The sequence below is a fragment of the Methanolobus sp. WCC5 genome, assembly GCF_045690325.1.
Taxonomy (GTDB): Archaea; Halobacteriota; Methanosarcinia; order Methanosarcinales; family Methanosarcinaceae; genus Methanolobus.
The window spans coordinates 1,861,430-1,875,454 of the sequence record NZ_CP146981.1 but is presented as its reverse complement, the minus strand read 5'-3'; the positions used below and the strand labels follow the sequence as shown (position 1 = coordinate 1,875,454).

Here is a 14,025-nt window from a genome sequence, read left to right as displayed (position 1 = left end):
TGTTCACTGTCTTGCACATATCCGTTCATCTCATCGCTATCTGTACAACACCCGGATATTTCTTCATGATATTATAGGCTATGGACCTGCCAACCCATAGTTTTCCCTGCTGCATCCTTCTCATTTTACTCATTTCTTCTAAGATCTGTAAAGCTTCAAGAGCCAGGGAGTCATTGAGATAACAACTGTCAGGAACCTTGTTATCTGAAAAAAGGATAATGGGTATCTTTAATTTCCTGTGCAGGTCGGATGGTAGTTTGTTCCCCAGTTCTTCCAGTATTTCTTTGTCAAAGACATGTTCATTCCCGGCCTTTGTTCTGGCTGCCGGCCTGTCCTCTTCTAAAAGCCGGACAAGGGGTTTGCGCTCTGAGACTATGCTTTCGTTTATCTTTCCTATCTCCACCCTCATCCAGCGCATGAGAATGGAATCGTCGGACATCGGATATTGGCCGGACATTTTTGTTCCTGTTTTAGTTTATGATCGTTTGATTGAAATCTGTTTTTATTCATATGACTATCGGATAAATAATTTAAGGCTTTGGTTTATAATGTAGGCAGGATTATATTAACGAAACGAACAAAAAAGGAATCAAAAATGAATACATCTTCACAAGTCTTTGAACAATCCATCAGAAAAGTGAAAAAAGCTGTTCTCCAGGCGTTTGAAGACGAAGATGTCAGCATAATACTTTTTGGCTCAAGGGCCAGGGGAAATGCACATCATACATCAGATATTGATATCGGCATTTTGTTGCCCGGAAATTATGGCAGGAAAAAATTAACTGCCTTAAGAGCCGAATTAGAGGACATGAACATTCCCTATACTGTGGATCTGGTGGACCTGTCCGTGGTTTCGGAAGAGTTTCGCAAACAAGTGCTTGATGAGGGAGAAGTATGGAAAGACAGTACAAGCTTGAAATGAAAGCAAGGGTTGCAAAAAGAGCCCTTGACACCCTTAAGGAAATTATGGCTGAACCCTATTCGGTCATAATCAGGGATGCTGCCATCCAGCGCTTTGAATACACTTTTGAGGCTATCTGGAAGCTTATCAAAGGGTATCTGATAGAAAGAGAAGGTATTGTATGCAATTCCCCCAAGTCCTGTTTCAGGGAAGCTTTCAGAATTCATCTGATAGATGAGGATGAGAGTATGCAGGCTCTTTACATGACCGACGACCGGAACATGACCACCCATACCTACCATGAGGATGTGGCAGAGGAGATCTACAGGGAACTTGCCGGATATTATGGCCTTATGGATAAAATATACCAGAGCATCATCAGAGATTCGGGGCTTGAATGATCATTCTGGTCTTTGTCCTTTCACCTAAAAGCGTCTCTTATCATATCAGTTCATCCAGGTGGTCGTACCTGAGCTTATAATAAGTTCCCCGCCCTGTTCTTCCAACCTGGACGAATATCTTTTTCTTAACAAGTTCCTGAAGGTCCCTTTTAGCGGTTGAAACTCCCAGTTTACACAGTTTCTGATATTCCATGTTTGTGATCTTTCCCATCTCCCTGGCAAAATTGATGGCCTGTATCTGCCTGTCTTTAAGCCCCGTCTGTATATACTTTCCAATGGTACCATGGTCCCGGTTTATGTTCAGAACGGCATTCTCAACTCTTGAGACCTTCAATGCAAGACCGTAGAGATAATACTCCAACCACTCGCTCAGCTCTGGTTCTTTTCCATTGCTTCCCTCAAGTTTTGCGAAATAGTCCCGTTTTCTCTGGTTAAAGAACTCCTCGATGGTAAACAGTTTTCTTGCTTCCCTGAAGTTCCTTCCCAGTATGTATGAAGAAACAGTCCTTGCAATTGTCCCGCTCGCATTTTCAAAGGGATGTATACGATACAGTTCATAATGCAGTATCCCGGCCTGCAGCGCAGGTATCATTTCCAGGGCTTCATCACTGTAGACCCAGTCTATCAGGTCCCTTACACTGTACCTTATCCTTTCCGGTTCCATGAACCCTTCAACTACAATGGTCCGATACCTTCCGACATCATCCTCTGCGATTATATTCTTCGTGGCAATTTTGTGAAGCGTGAGTATCATTTCTTCGGATATCTCCTCACTTTCAATGCCCTGAAGGTACTCATTCATCTCCAGGAAGTTCAGGACTTCCTTTTTATCTGTTTCATCCCCGAATATGTCCTGCCCGTTCACCAGCTTTGTAACCTGGCGGATAGAAAGACCGTTATCCTCAAGACTTGTTGCATGATAGGCCAGCCTGAAGAGATTGTTTATCTGCAGTCTTCTTTCCCATGCCGCAGGAACATGGGTGTTGAGAATTATCTCCCTGGCTGCCTGTATCCTTGCAAGCAGGCGGACCATTCTGTCAGTATACTGGAACTGGGGCTGGTACATTTTTCTTTTCTCCATCCGTCAGGTGTTTGACTGGCTAATTATAAATTCATTAAATGAGACTTATAATTATGGACGGCCTGAATATTACAGCAGAGAAGATAAAGACCATGGAGATCAGAGGTGCGGGAAGGATCGCTGTTGCAGCCTCAGCAGCACTCAGGGATTATGCTATGTCACTTAAGGACATGGGTCTGGATGAATTCAACCTTAAGATTGAAGAAGCAGCAAAGACCCTTGTGGATACCCGGCCTACAGCTGTATCTCTCCCAAACGCTGTTGCGCTGACCAGAAGGCACAGCGCAGGCAATGTAAGTGATGCTATTGATGAGATAGCAGGGAATGCGGAAAGATTCATAAAGAATGCCAGTGAGGCACTGGAAAAGATCGGGAGGATAGGTGCGCAGCGCATCAGGGACGGGGATGTCATCATGACCCATTGCAACTCCCACGCAGCACTATCCATTATCAAGACCGCTTTTGACCAGGGCAAGGACATATCTGTGGTCGCCACCGAATCCAGGCCCAGAAGGCAGGGTTTTATTACCATAAGGGAACTGAATGACCATGGGATCCCGACCACTCTTATTGTTGATTCTGCCGTGAGGCTGACAATGAAAAAGATCGACCTTGTTGTGGTTGGCGCAGATTCGATATCAGTGAACGGTGCACTCATTAACAAGATCGGCACTTCCCAGCTTGCACTTGCAGCACAGGAAGCCAGAAGGAACGTGATAGTTGCTGCAGAGACCTACAAGTTCAGTCCGCGCACACTCCTTGGTGAGATGGTCGAGATAGAGGACCGTTCAATAGATGAGGTTATAGATCCTGAGTTTCTCAGTGAGCTTCCCAATGTCAGGGTAAGCAATCCTGCATTCGATGTGACCCCTGCTGAATATATCGACCTTATAATCACAGAGGCCGGAGCATTCCCGCCAGCTATGGCCTTTACAGTAATAAAGGACTATCTTGGACTTGAACTGGAAATTTAAGTTTAAATTTAAGTTTAAATTCAGGCAATTTGAACAATTATTCCGGAGGTATCAATCCTTCCAGTTCCACCATTTTAGCAGATGAGGGTCATGTTCATCGTTAGATGCAAAATAAACTGCACACCTGAAAACATAAAGCATGCATCTGTCCACATGCATGCCCTGAAAGTCACATAGTTGCTGATAGAGTTCTTCAGGTTCTTTATCTTTTAGTTCTGCAACACTTCTGATCCCTAGATTCCAAAGGTCATCAGCTATCTTTTTTCCAACACCTGGGATTAGCATGATCTCCTTTGTCACAGTTTTATAGTTTGAAGATGCTGAAGAAGTTTCATCTCTCATTTTTTCCCCAGAGTTGCAACATAGACAACAAATTCGTTCTCACCATCGATCCCCATTGCAGGATTTATCTCCTCGTCAAGGAATGCGGCAATTGCACAAACCCCGCATCCTATGGACTCTGCGCTCAGGTAGAGATTCTGGCACACATGCCCGGCATCCAGGTGAAGATACCTGTAAGCTCTCTGTCCGTATCTCCAGGCCATCCTGTAGGGCACTGCTGTCCATATGAAGGTCACAGCACTTGTCTTGATGAATGCCTGGTCCAGGCATCCTTTCTTTATCCTGTCTGTAATGTCTTTTCCCATATCCTTTCCTACAAGTTTGTGTTCAATGGGAAGGAACCTGTACAGGCCTTTTTCCAGTCCTCTTACATTGTTCACAAGTATATATGTCTCCAGAGCATGTCTTGCTCCTGCAGATGGCACTGTCCTGAAGGTTACGACATCCCGGACAATTTCCTTTACTCCCTGTGTGCACCAGAGCAGGTAGGAAAGTTCTTCCAGAGATATCGGTTCTGAACTGTAATTCCTGGTACTTGTTCTCCTTTCAATGGCCTGCCTCAGACTTATGTCATCTACCTGGATCTGCTTTGGTTCCGGAAGGTCTGTTATCCTGTCTGTGTCCTTTGCTGCCAGCTCCAGCGGAGGCTGGGGGTGACCCATGGACTGGTCTGACCTGCTCAGGTATCGATACTGTGTCTTTTCCATGAACTCCTTGCCGATTCCACTCATAATAGTAAACATCAGAATAAGAAAATATAAACCATTTGATTGCCCATCTACAAATATGATTAGATGCCAATGGGCTGAAATGAACGAACAGGAAACAGATTACCATGATACTGAGTGGGGTGTGCCTGAGCATGATGACCGCAAACTATTCGAATTCCTTATACTGGAAGGTGCCCAGGCAGGACTTAGCTGGGACACTATCCTTAAAAGAAGGGAGAATTACAGAAAAGCCTTTGATGGTTTTGACTACATGAAAATTTCCTCCTATGATGAATCAAAAGTTGAGGAAATACTGCAGGACAAACGTGTCATAAGGAACAGGCGAAAAGTACTATCTGCGGTCAGCAATGCAAAAGCATTCATTGAAGTGAGGAATGAGTACGGTTCATTCGACAGTTATCTCAGGACATTTCTTCCGGATGGCAAACCTATACAGAACTTCTGGAAATCAATGTCTGAAATCCCTGCAAGTACCGTTTTGTCCGAAAAGATAAGCAAGGACATGAAAAAACGCGGGTTCAGCTTCGTGGGCCCCACTATCATCTATGCCTTCATGCAAGCGGTTGGAATGGTAAATGACCATGTTGTGGATTGTTTCAGGCATGAGGAATGCATGAATATGAAGTGAACAAGTTAGATCGGCATTGACGGTAAGATGCTGATTTTCACATAACCTATCATATCGCAATGATTTCTATACTTGGTGCATCCTATCCGGTTCTTTTCCGGTATCTCTGTATGTAAATCCCGGCAGCAGGCACAAATGAGAGCATACATGCCATGTATATCGTTTCGGTCCCAACGGCCCCTATAAACGGATTGATCGTCAGCGGCCAAAGTGGTCGTATATCCGTATAAATAAAGGAATCAAACAAGACATGGCTCCATGTTCCGATCACCGAACCTGCAATTACAGTTACAAGGGAATATGTCTGTTCTATCCTCATTTTGTCAGTAGTCTTTTGCAGCCATTGCCTTTGTGAGAACACAAGCCACGCAAGCAGCAGGGCAATTACGGTTGCACCAATAAAAGTATGTAAAGGACCATGTAGTGGCCTGCATCCTGAAAAGAGACAGTATGTGGCCCTCAGATCGATAATCATGCTTCCCAGGAGGATAGCTATAAGATTCATCCTCCTCTCAAATAGTTCGCCGAGGAGGAAGGCGGGTCCAAGGTGCAATGGGGTGAAAGGCATTGTATCAGGTGATCTGGCCGTAGGGACTTTCCTCATAGTAGCGCAGGAACTCCTTTGCAGATACGGTGGCTTCCGCCTCCGAGCCAAAGAGCAGGCTTGAGATGGACGGTTTGTTCATATAGACAATCGTTGGTTGTCCTTCTATACCTCCGATCTCTGCTGCCCTGTCTATGGCATCGTAAAGGTTACCGAACTCATCCACAAGTCCAAGCTCTTTTGCTTCCCTTCCGGTGTATATCCTTCCGTCTGAAAGTTCCTTGACCTCAGTGATACTAAGACCCCTGCCTTCTGCAACATGCCATATGAAGTTGTTGTAGATCTCTGCAACTACTTTGTTAGCGTATTCCTTCTCATCTTCCGAGAGTCCTCTCCATGACCCACCCATGTCCTTGAACTCTCCGGATTTAACGATGTAGAATTCAATTCCTTCATCCTCATAATAGGCAGAAAGGTTCTGGAATGTCCATATGGTTCCTATGCTTCCTGTCATGGTGGAAGGGTTGGCTATTATAAGGTCTGCAGGCGCTGAGAGATGATAGGCCGCACTTGCTGCGACATCTCCCATGGAGATTATGACCGGTACTCCTCCATCACTTGCTTTCTTGACCTCTGTGTAGATCTCCTCACCTGCTGTAGAGGAACCGCCTCCGCTGTTGACCCGCAGGACAATGGCTTTTACATTCTTATCCTTAAGAGCCCTTCTGATGTTATCCGACACTTCTTCAGAGCTGACATACCCGAGTCCTCCCGGGATACTGCTGGAAATAAGGGTTCCCTGCACATATATTACAGCTACTTTTTCATTTGAGGAGTAAATGTCGCCATTGAAGGTCTGGTAAATTACCGCAAAACTGGCCCCTATGATGAACAAAACAACGGCCAGGACAGCTACGTATTGCCACATACGGCCTTTTTTCCTGGTTGCAGGAGCCTCAGTGAACGGGACGCCTCTGGCTGTGGCTTTTTCATTGCCCGGCTCATCTATTTCTTTTTTTTCAAAAGTATTATTTTTGGCGGTATCTGAAGCCTGGACATTCTCTGTGCTTTCAGATGGCTCTGCTTTAAAACCAGTTTTTGATTCAGGCATTTCAGTTGCATTTTCTTCGGTCGTGTCCTTTACGGAAATCTCATAGGTCTCCTCATAATCCTTTATTTCTTCCTGCCTTTCTGTTGCCGGTGTCTCACTGTCATCCTGTTCAGTGCCTGGGGATTCTTCTGTAGTGGTATCCTCTTCCCTCTTTTCTTCATAACTATAGGGGTAAAGGTGATATTCCACATCATCCTCTGTCCTTTTATCTGAATTTTCTCCGTTCATCTCATTATCCATCCCGCTTATAAAATGCATGTGAACATTCAAAAACCTTGCCTTATTCCCTGTGTGAGCGAAATATATTTTATAATTGCACGCAATGCAACATCAGAGCTATTTAGCAATTCCCAATGGAGAAAATAAATGTCAAACATCACTTCCGATAAAGCCGTGCTTGTAACATGCGGTCTTCCATATGCTAATGGAAAGGCACATGTGGGGCATCTTAGAACATACATCCCTGCAGATATCTATGTGAGGTCCCTGAAAAAGAACTCACAGGAAGTTACATTTGTCTGCGGGTCCGATACACATGGCACACCTATTGTGGTAAATGCCGAGGAGCTTGGGATCACGCCAACAGAACTGGTCAGTAAGTACCATGTCCATTTTGATGAGGTCTTCAAAAAAATGGGTGTGATCTTTGATGCCTTCGGGACGACGGATGATGACACAAACCACAGGCGTACGCTGGACATCGTTGACAGACTTATTGAAAAAGGGTACGTGTATCCTAAAACCATAGAGATCGCATATTGCCCCCAGTGCGACCGTTTCCTGCCGGACAGGTACGTTGCAGGCACATGTCCCCACTGTGGAGAGAAGGCGCGTGGTGATGAGTGTGACCAGGGATGCGGCAAGCATCTGGAGCCAGGGGAACTTAAGGAACCAGTGTGTACAATATGCAGGGGCCCTGCAGAGTATAAGGAACAGGAACATTTCTTCTTCAAGCTCTCGGAGTTCAAGGATTTCCTGCTGGAGCACCTGGAAAACCTTGGGGGTACACTTAATGCACGCAACTATGCACTGGGCTGGGTAAAGCAGGAACTCACTGACTGGTGCATCACAAGGAACCTTGAGTGGGGTGTGAGATTCCCGGACCATGATGAACTTGTTGTCTATGTATGGGTGGATGCTCCAATCGGTTATATCGCATTCACGGAACAGTGGGCAGAGGCTACCGGTGGCGACTGGGAGAAGTTCTGGAAGGGTGACTGTCCCATAGTCCATTTCATAGGCGGAGATATCATCTACCATCACTGCATCTTCTGGCCCGCGATGCTCAAAGGTGCTGATTACAGTCAGCCTTCTGCAGTTGTTGCTTCAGGTATGGTGAAGATAGAGGACAAGACATTCTCAAAGAGCCGCGGTTATGTTGTCTGGGTCGAGGAGGATTACCTTGATCATGGTTTCCACCCGGACCTTCTCAGATATTATCTTGCAAGTTATACCTCACATACAAAGGAAGTGAACTTCTCATGGAAGATATTCCAGGATAAGATCAACACGGAACTTGTAGGTGTTTTCGGCAATTTCCTGTACAGGAACCTGCTCTTTGCCTACAAGAACTTCGGGTCTGTTCCGGAGGGTGACATCGAGCCAGAGGTAATGGAGAAGATAAGCTCCACAATTGAAGAGGTCAGGAAGGCAAATTCGGAGTACGAGTTCAAGAAAGCCGCAGATACTGCAATGGCCCTTGCATCATACGGGAATTCATACTTCCAGTCCAGCGAACCCTGGAAGCTCATCAAAGAAGACAGGGATGCCTGCGGAAAGGTTGTCAGGAACTGCATGCAGATAGCAAAAGCCCTGGTCCTGCTCTTTGAGCCTATGACCCCTGGCAGCATGGAAGTGGCATGGAAACAGATCGGTATGGACTCTGATGTCCATACGGCAAGTTATGATGAGGCAAGCGTCCATGTGCTAAGCGGTACAGAACTGATGAAGCCGGAAATACTCTTCACAAAGATCGAGGATGAAAAGATAGCAGAGATGGAAAAGATATCCTCAAAGCGTGTAAAGGCGGCCATGGCAAAGGAAGCAGGCATCAAGGAAGCAGAGATAATGGAATACAAGGCCGAGATTGAGTACGATGACTTCGCAAAACTTGACATCAGGGTAGGCAGGATCGTCACTGCCGAGAAGATAAAGAAATCCAAAAAACTCCTGCGCCTGCAGGTTGACATAGGCGACGATGAACCCCGACAGGTGGTCGCCGGCCTTGCAGAACACTACAAGCCCGAAGAGATGATAGGCAAGACCGTGAATATCCTTGTCAACCTGAAGCCCGTAAAACTCTGCGGTGTGGAATCCCAGGGCATGCTCCTGGCAGCAGATGCCGGTGAGAGGGTCTCTTTACTAACGACTGATAAGGATATGGATCCGGGTTCCTGCATCAGGTGAAGTCGGGTTTTCTTTTCTTTTGTAAGGATGGGCTGTGAGGGTCCATCCAGGTTGACCGCTATGACCGCTCCCTGGACGATGTCATCCGCTTTGTCGCCAAAACCTTCAAGGAACCGAAGACTTAATCTACTCCCTGCGCGAGTGCGACATCTTCGAGTCCTGCCAGGCCAACCGCTAAGTCCGCCAGCGCCTTGTCAAAAAAAGTGTCCTCCTCAAAAAGTTCGATTCAGACGGAAGCCAGCAGCGAGGCGTCTATATCGTGAACCCGATAATCCGGGATTTTCTGAACATGTATAAGGTGAAGGGTAACGAGCATTTTGTGAAGGGAGGATTGTATGTGGATTTGTAAAGAACACCATTGATTGCAGAAATCAGTATACAATTGTTACCAAAAATAAGAAACTTTACTATTGATGGAAAAATAATAAAGGAGGTTTCATGTTGCTTTGTCAGATGCGCTTCCAGGAGTTCCATTTTGACAAATAATCAGGCTACGGAGAGTACCTCTCTTTCTTTTGGCTTACAATCGCGGCAACTTTTGTCTTTCCTGAAGTATTTGTATTCGTTTGTAAACCGATACTATATAGATTAGAACCTTTTGAAACTTGTTCCTTTACACCAAGAGAAATCGAAAAATGCAGTTGTGTTCCATTTAGATTATCACTTGTGTAAATATAAGTATCATATGTATAAGTAGGTTCATAAAAGGAACTTTCTATTCCACCAGATGAAATATTACCAATATAAGAAAAATTAGCTGCAGGATAAAGAATCGGGTTATTTTTTTCAAGTGGGTTTAAACCATCTACATAATCTAGAACAACTAGTTTTTTCAAATAAATGTTTTCAAGCAGAGTTTCATTCGTTTGAAAACTCAACATAAATCCATCTTCAGTTGCAACTATATAGCTGCTCCAATTCCCATCAATTGATCTATTATCAAATGTTTCGGTAGTGTTTTCTAAGTAAGGACCTTTTTGCAAATCAATTGGCGTATTGAATACATACTCATACAGAAATTTTCGAGAGATGCCGGGCTCTTTTTGAGTGGGTGTTGAAACAAATAAACCATCGCTGTTTGCTGGTATTGGAACTATTATATTTGCAGTCCCATTCACAACTTTGCCTTCAAGACCAGTTACCTGCACAACATAGACATAATTGTTTCTTTCATAATCACTGCGCCATTCATATAGTTGTGCGTCAATTCCATGCAACACAAAACCTACAAAAAGTAATGTAACAATAAACATGAAAATTACTACTTTGCTGAAATAACTCATGCTAATACTCCATTTTAGTACTTTTTATAGATAAAATATATGTTATGATTAGAAGATCATAACATATAGTAACATTAAATTTAAATAATATTGAAAAGAATGCGATTATCTCTTAACGAATACCTCATCCCTCATATACTCCTGCAAATTCCACAAAGTCGTAAAAATCTACATCTCCATCTTCATCGAAATCTGCTAACGGATCATATGGGTTTGGTGGTGCTGTATAATGAGCAGCAAATTCCACAAAGTCGTAAAAGTCTACATCCCCATCGTTGTCCCAGTCACCTTTTTTACCCCGGACATATTTTACAAGCCCAGTGTTATATTTTGTAGTTCTGGCAAGGAGATCATTTGTAAGGGAAACTACTTCAGGCATGTCTCCAAAGGTATAACGATTATAATATACATAATCAAATAAATCATTGAGATCTGCATGGCTAATTTGTGCCAACTGTATGGCGGAGGTTGGAGTAGTTACTACATAATATGTGTTAGTATTTTCTACAGTAGAATGGAAATTATAACCTGAATCCCAATTGTTTTTTACGTAATTCTCATAGGAATAATGGACCCAACTATTATTTATCTGCTGTAGTTCATGACCCGTATGCATAGGATTTCCCAAATCCGTCAAGAAATGACTTGCATAAGCAAGATTTTCATACACATCAAGATATTCCCCATCATCATAGTAATTTTTTGCTAAACTAGCATGTGTATGACAATTCATATGAGCTGAACCAATCGTTAAACCACCAAATGCATAAGGATTATAATAATGGTTAAAGGAATGCCAAATTTTACCCAGTAAGATACTTGTATACCAATCATCTGGATCATCCGCATGGTCTTTAGCAAATTGGGTATAAGAAGAGCTTACCCCCCAAAGGAGACAAGACTTTTCCATGATATCTGCATGAGTACTACCATTCCATCTTACCCCGCTATTTGAATACTCATCATTTAGATACTCCGCGGTTTTCATTTCAATATACCCTAAAATGATGCTGTCTTGTTCTGTTATTCCTTCAGGATATCGTTCCCAAATATCCTTCATCGAGTCCTTCATCTCTTGCTTTTCTTTTTCAGATGCATAACAATTATCTATATATTCAAATAAGACTGCTTGCTCTTTGGAATCCGCTTCGAGTAAGTATCCATAACGCAAATAGGCGGGCGGTTCTTCGATAGTAGGAAGAGGTTCCGCTACCGGGTCTATTTTAGCCGTTTTTGTTTTTTGTGCTGTTTCTACTATCAAAGTGCCTGCTTCTTCAAACAAAAGATAATCTTCTTTTTTAGTCTTATCCGGATAACGGTTCCAAGCATCTGAAAGATCATCCTTTAATTGTGCCTTTTTCTCAGAAGATAACTCACACAAATCAATGTATTCAAGAACATTTTCTTTGTCTTTGTCAGTGGATTTTATCAATAAAGAATAGACACTTAATGCTGAATCTTCAGTTATATTCAGGGTACATATGTCCTTTGAGCTGTTTGCTATTGCCGATGATGCAAATAGCAACAGAATCATAATTAGGCATGTTCCTAGTTTGTATAGAAAGTTCATTTATAATGCACATCCCAATTTTTAGTATATATTGTATCAATAAAACTAACTGAACGATATTATATATTTATTTTGAAACAATACTTCTAACTAAAGATAGTATTAATTTCAATACTTAAAATTATATATTATATACATATAATTCTCACATTCTCCAAGTACAACACCCAGAGCGGCATCATCTAGCTGCAGGATGTCAAGTAGGACAACATGATCAAAGTGACCAGGAAGTACGACAGGGTCACAAAAGTGGACGACCATGACCTCCAGCCACCCCCAAACGGGATCTCCTGTACATGAACCGGGTCAACTCAGGGCGCAACGAGAAAAAGATCAAGATCTACCAGAAAACCTTCGGCTTATGCCTCATAGAGTTCATCCCTGACTTCCCATAGAATTAGGCACATATTCCAAGTGCATCTAATACTCATTTTGTTTTTGTAAGGATGGGCAAACGCCCATCCTTTTTTATATATTTAAATAAACTTATGTACTACATTCAGAATATCTTTATATGGGCATAATGTGAAATATATATTCTATCTATAACCACTTATAATTGGGTATGAATATGGCTCTGGGCTATGAGAAAAGAAATGTTAGATTGTATGTCGACGGTGGAAAAAAGGTTCCAGCGATTGATTTCATTAATTCTCTTCAGCATCTGCAGAATATTCTTTATCACGTAGGAGATTACGTATTTGGAAATGGATGTCGTACAAGTGGCGTTTTTCCTCAGGAAGTCAGGGATTCATGCACTCTGCTTTTCAAAGACATTAAAATGGGTAGTGTTGATGCAGAGCTAATAATTGGCGATGAACAAGTTAGTATCACAGATGATGGTACATTAGGTGAGATAGCAATATGTGCTACAAATGACCTTCTCAAAGCTATATCAAAAAAGGGTGCATTAAAAGAGGAATTGTACCAAATAATAAACGACCCACATCGCCTTAATAAATTACTTAAGGAATTCTATTCAATGTGTCCGGAAACTGGTTCTTCTAAGACGGTTTCAATTGGTTTCTGTGGTGAGAAACCAACAGAACTTTCCTCTCTTCATAAACAAATATTACATGAGTTGATGAATAAACCAGCCGAAGAATATGAAAAGGAAATATTTGGTTGGGTATTTGATTTGAGAGTTGATCAAAAGAAAAAGATTATGGTTGATACAACAGAGGGACAAATAAACTGTTTCTATGATAATGAAATAGAAAACGAGGTTAGGGAGTATATAGGTAAGTTTGTAAATGTAAAGGGAACGATGAAGCCGCATAACAGGTATTATGCTATGTACATCGACAGTGAAGATTCAATTGAAGAAAAAAAAGATTATTTCCTCAAGCAAATGAGAGTAGCAGATGAGCCAAGAATTCTTTTAGAAAATGTACAGCTTTTATTGGAAAGAGAAGATGACTGTTATGTTGCTTCAAATGATGGGTTAGGGATTCTGGCTGTAGGTAACAGTATGAAAGGTGTAATAAAAGAAGCAGAAGAACAGCTTTTCATTCTCTTTAAAGAATATGTTCTAACCGATGATGAACTAGCAGATAGCGGGAAGCTCCTTTCTGAAAAACTAAGAACAATAACAGGCGGTACAAGTGGCTACCTTTAAACCAAAAGACATCGAAAGTGCGCTGTCTAAAAAAGGTTTCCATGCTAAACCAGACGGTCATCATCGTTTGTATGTTTATTATCTGGAAGATGGGAAGATAGCTGCAAGGATATTTGTCAGTCATGGTAAAAAAGAGTATGGTAGTATCCTGTTAAATAGAATGAAGAACCAGCTTCATCTTAGTAAAGAGCAATTTAACGACTTACTCAAATGTCCTTTAACAAAGGAAAAATTACAAGGGATATATGAGACTAATAAATGATTTTTCTCAGCATCATAATCACTATTCTACTGTTTTCATATATTTTTTGTAGATTGTCTCGCAGATCTCAATTTTTTATTTCATTGCTTATATCATATAGCTCAGAAAAATCACCAACATAAACGAACTTGTTTTTTTATATTGATCAAGCCTATCCATATATTCCTTATTTT

The 14,025-nt window shown here is 42.3% G+C and carries 15 protein-coding genes; 7 read left to right on the top strand and 8 right to left on the bottom strand.

What is annotated here, in order from left to right; translation table 11 throughout:
- Positions 1 to 25: 25 nt before the first annotated feature.
- Positions 26 to 457, bottom strand: coding sequence for a DUF61 family protein (locus tag V7O64_RS09195; RefSeq protein WP_407355120.1), 432 nt, complete (start codon positions 455 to 457; stop codon positions 26 to 28).
- A gap of 138 nt (positions 458 to 595) precedes the next feature.
- Between V7O64_RS09195 and mntA the strand changes: the two genes are divergently transcribed.
- Positions 596 to 922, top strand: a complete 327-nt coding sequence (gene mntA / locus V7O64_RS09190; protein WP_407355119.1) for a type VII toxin-antitoxin system MntA family adenylyltransferase antitoxin — start codon at positions 596 to 598, stop codon at positions 920 to 922.
- Positions 895 to 1,302, top strand: a complete 408-nt coding sequence (locus V7O64_RS09185; RefSeq protein ID WP_407355118.1) for an HI0074 family nucleotidyltransferase substrate-binding subunit — start codon at positions 895 to 897, stop codon at positions 1,300 to 1,302. Before mntA ends, V7O64_RS09185 begins: the two co-directional genes overlap by 28 nt.
- A 40-nt stretch (positions 1,303 to 1,342) precedes the next feature.
- On the opposite strand, the gene V7O64_RS09180 is transcribed toward V7O64_RS09185, so the two are convergent.
- A complete protein-coding gene (locus V7O64_RS09180; protein ID WP_407355117.1) occupies positions 1,343 to 2,383 on the bottom strand; it encodes a Fic family protein in 1,041 nt (346 codons plus the stop codon).
- Positions 2,384 to 2,436: 53 nt separating this feature from the next.
- On the opposite strand from V7O64_RS09180, the gene V7O64_RS09175 reads away from it, so the two are divergent.
- Positions 2,437 to 3,357, top strand: coding sequence for a ribose 1,5-bisphosphate isomerase (locus V7O64_RS09175; protein WP_407357313.1), 921 nt, complete (start codon positions 2,437 to 2,439; stop codon positions 3,355 to 3,357).
- Positions 3,358 to 3,408: 51 nt separating this feature from the next.
- Here the strand turns inward: V7O64_RS09175 and V7O64_RS09170 are convergent, their stop codons facing one another.
- The gene (locus V7O64_RS09170; RefSeq protein WP_407355116.1) at positions 3,409 to 3,699 is read right to left on the bottom strand and encodes a helix-hairpin-helix domain-containing protein; all 291 of its coding nucleotides are present in this window, start codon (positions 3,697 to 3,699) and stop codon (positions 3,409 to 3,411) included.
- Positions 3,696 to 4,430 carry a SagB/ThcOx family dehydrogenase gene (locus V7O64_RS09165; protein ID WP_407355115.1) on the bottom strand — a complete coding sequence of 245 codons (735 nt, stop codon included), beginning with the start codon at positions 4,428 to 4,430 and terminating at the stop codon, positions 3,696 to 3,698. The genes V7O64_RS09170 and V7O64_RS09165 overlap by 4 nt, the downstream gene beginning before the upstream one ends.
- 55 nt (positions 4,431 to 4,485) lie before the next feature.
- On the opposite strand from V7O64_RS09165, the gene V7O64_RS09160 reads away from it, so the two are divergent.
- Positions 4,486 to 5,058: a DNA-3-methyladenine glycosylase I gene (locus V7O64_RS09160; RefSeq protein WP_407355114.1), complete on the top strand. Its 573-nt coding sequence runs from the start codon at positions 4,486 to 4,488 to the stop codon at positions 5,056 to 5,058.
- An 82-nt stretch (positions 5,059 to 5,140) separates the two neighbouring features.
- Here the strand turns inward: V7O64_RS09160 and V7O64_RS09155 are convergent, their stop codons facing one another.
- Entirely contained in the window at positions 5,141 to 5,662 is a 522-nt protein-coding gene (locus V7O64_RS09155) for a DUF4184 family protein (RefSeq protein ID WP_407355113.1), read from the bottom strand.
- Positions 5,631 to 6,953, bottom strand: coding sequence for a signal peptide peptidase SppA (gene sppA, locus V7O64_RS09150; protein WP_407355112.1), 1,323 nt, complete (start codon positions 6,951 to 6,953; stop codon positions 5,631 to 5,633). The genes V7O64_RS09155 and sppA overlap by 32 nt, the downstream gene beginning before the upstream one ends.
- 126 nt (positions 6,954 to 7,079) lie before the next feature.
- Here sppA and metG point away from each other — a divergent pair, with 126 nt between their 5' ends.
- The gene (metG, locus tag V7O64_RS09145) at positions 7,080 to 9,119 is read left to right on the top strand and encodes a methionine--tRNA ligase (RefSeq protein ID WP_407355111.1); all 2,040 of its coding nucleotides are present in this window, start codon (positions 7,080 to 7,082) and stop codon (positions 9,117 to 9,119) included.
- A gap of 491 nt (positions 9,120 to 9,610) precedes the next feature.
- Here the strand turns inward: metG and V7O64_RS09140 are convergent, their stop codons facing one another.
- Both V7O64_RS09140 and V7O64_RS09135 read right to left on the bottom strand, forming a co-directional pair.
- Entirely contained in the window at positions 9,611 to 10,402 is a 792-nt protein-coding gene (locus V7O64_RS09140; RefSeq protein ID WP_407355110.1) for a hypothetical protein, read from the bottom strand.
- A 124-nt stretch (positions 10,403 to 10,526) separates the two neighbouring features.
- Entirely contained in the window at positions 10,527 to 11,972 is a 1,446-nt protein-coding gene (locus tag V7O64_RS09135) for a hypothetical protein (RefSeq protein ID WP_407355109.1), read from the bottom strand.
- 565 nt (positions 11,973 to 12,537) lie between these two features.
- Between V7O64_RS09135 and V7O64_RS09130 the strand changes: the two genes are divergently transcribed.
- Together V7O64_RS09130 and V7O64_RS09125 are read left to right on the top strand one after the other, a co-directional pair.
- Positions 12,538 to 13,590 (top strand): hypothetical protein, encoded by a 1,053-nt coding sequence (locus tag V7O64_RS09130; protein ID WP_407355108.1) that lies wholly within the window; start codon positions 12,538 to 12,540, stop codon positions 13,588 to 13,590.
- Complete coding sequence (locus tag V7O64_RS09125) at positions 13,577 to 13,852, top strand: hypothetical protein (protein WP_407355107.1); 276 nt, start codon at positions 13,577 to 13,579, stop codon at positions 13,850 to 13,852. The genes V7O64_RS09130 and V7O64_RS09125 overlap by 14 nt, the downstream gene beginning before the upstream one ends.
- Positions 13,853 to 14,025: the final 173 nt, after the last annotated feature.